The organism is Mesorhizobium sp. M7A.F.Ca.CA.002.09.1.1 (assembly GCF_003998555.1).
GTDB lineage: Bacteria > Pseudomonadota > Alphaproteobacteria > Rhizobiales > Rhizobiaceae > Mesorhizobium > Mesorhizobium ciceri.
The window spans coordinates 1-909 of record NZ_RZRR01001371.1; the positions used below are offsets into that span (position 1 = coordinate 1).

A 909-nucleotide genomic window follows, 5' to 3' on the forward strand; every position below is an offset into this window, starting at 1 on the left:
GCGCGGCCATCGCCGGCACCTTCTCGGTGATGATCAACTTCACCTGGTGGCCGGCCGCCGGCGACGGCTATCTCCTGCCGGTGCTGGCCTCGGTGTTCGTCGGCGGCACGCCGACCTGGGGCGGCATCGGCACCGTCGTCGGCGGCGCCATCGGCGCGGTTACCGTGTCCTTCATCCAGACCGGCGTCGTGGCGGCGGGATTAAGCGGTTTCTATGTGCAGTTCTTCAACGGGCTGATCATCATCCTGTCGCTGCTGGGGCACAAATGGAATCAGGCGCGGTATCGGTGAGGGGCTGTTTCGTTGGCGGACCGCATGCCTTGACGATTGGCGTAGACATCAATCACTTCGTCATCCACGGGTCTGCGCCGCGTCGCTACCCTCCTTGCTTCGCCCGTGGATGACGAAGGTGAGGCTTCCGCGGGGAAAACGCCATCTTCACACCGCGGCGACAAACCCGTCCAGCACGCGTTTCTGGCCGGCTTTGTCGAAGTCGATGGTCAGCTTGTTGCCTTCGATGGCCGAGATGTTGCCGTTGCCGAATTTCTGGTGGAAGACACGGTCGCCGACGTTGAAGGCGGACGGCTTGTCGGAGACGGATTTGGCGACCAGTTCGCCGTCGATGGTGCGGCCCTTGACCGAGGTGCGGCCGGCGCCGTAGCCGCTGTCCGTCTCGCCGTAGCCGATGCGCTCGACCTGGTGGCCGGAGCGCGAACCCCAGTTGCGGTCGGTCGCCTCGGTGCGGTTGGCCTGCGCCCGCTGCCAGCCCGGCGTCGCATAGGTGTTGGAGAAGGCGCCGGATTTTTCGCTGTCGGCGCCGACATTGTCGAAGCGCGAGGCGCCATAGGGGTTCTGCCGTCCTGCGCCCTGGCCGCCGCGGCCGGAGGCAAAGGAACCGCCGCCATAGGAA

The 909-nt window shown here is 65.9% G+C and carries 2 pseudogenes; one reads left to right on the top strand and one right to left on the bottom strand.

Features of this window, described 5'->3' with window-relative positions:
• Nucleotides 1–290 (top strand): annotated as a pseudogene (locus EN994_RS33300) (ABC transporter permease); the annotation flags it as partial.
• Nucleotides 291–437: 147 nt separating this feature from the next.
• Here EN994_RS33300 and EN994_RS33305 read toward each other — a convergent pair.
• A pseudogene (locus EN994_RS33305) lies at nucleotides 438–909 on the bottom strand (ATP-dependent DNA helicase); the annotation flags it as partial.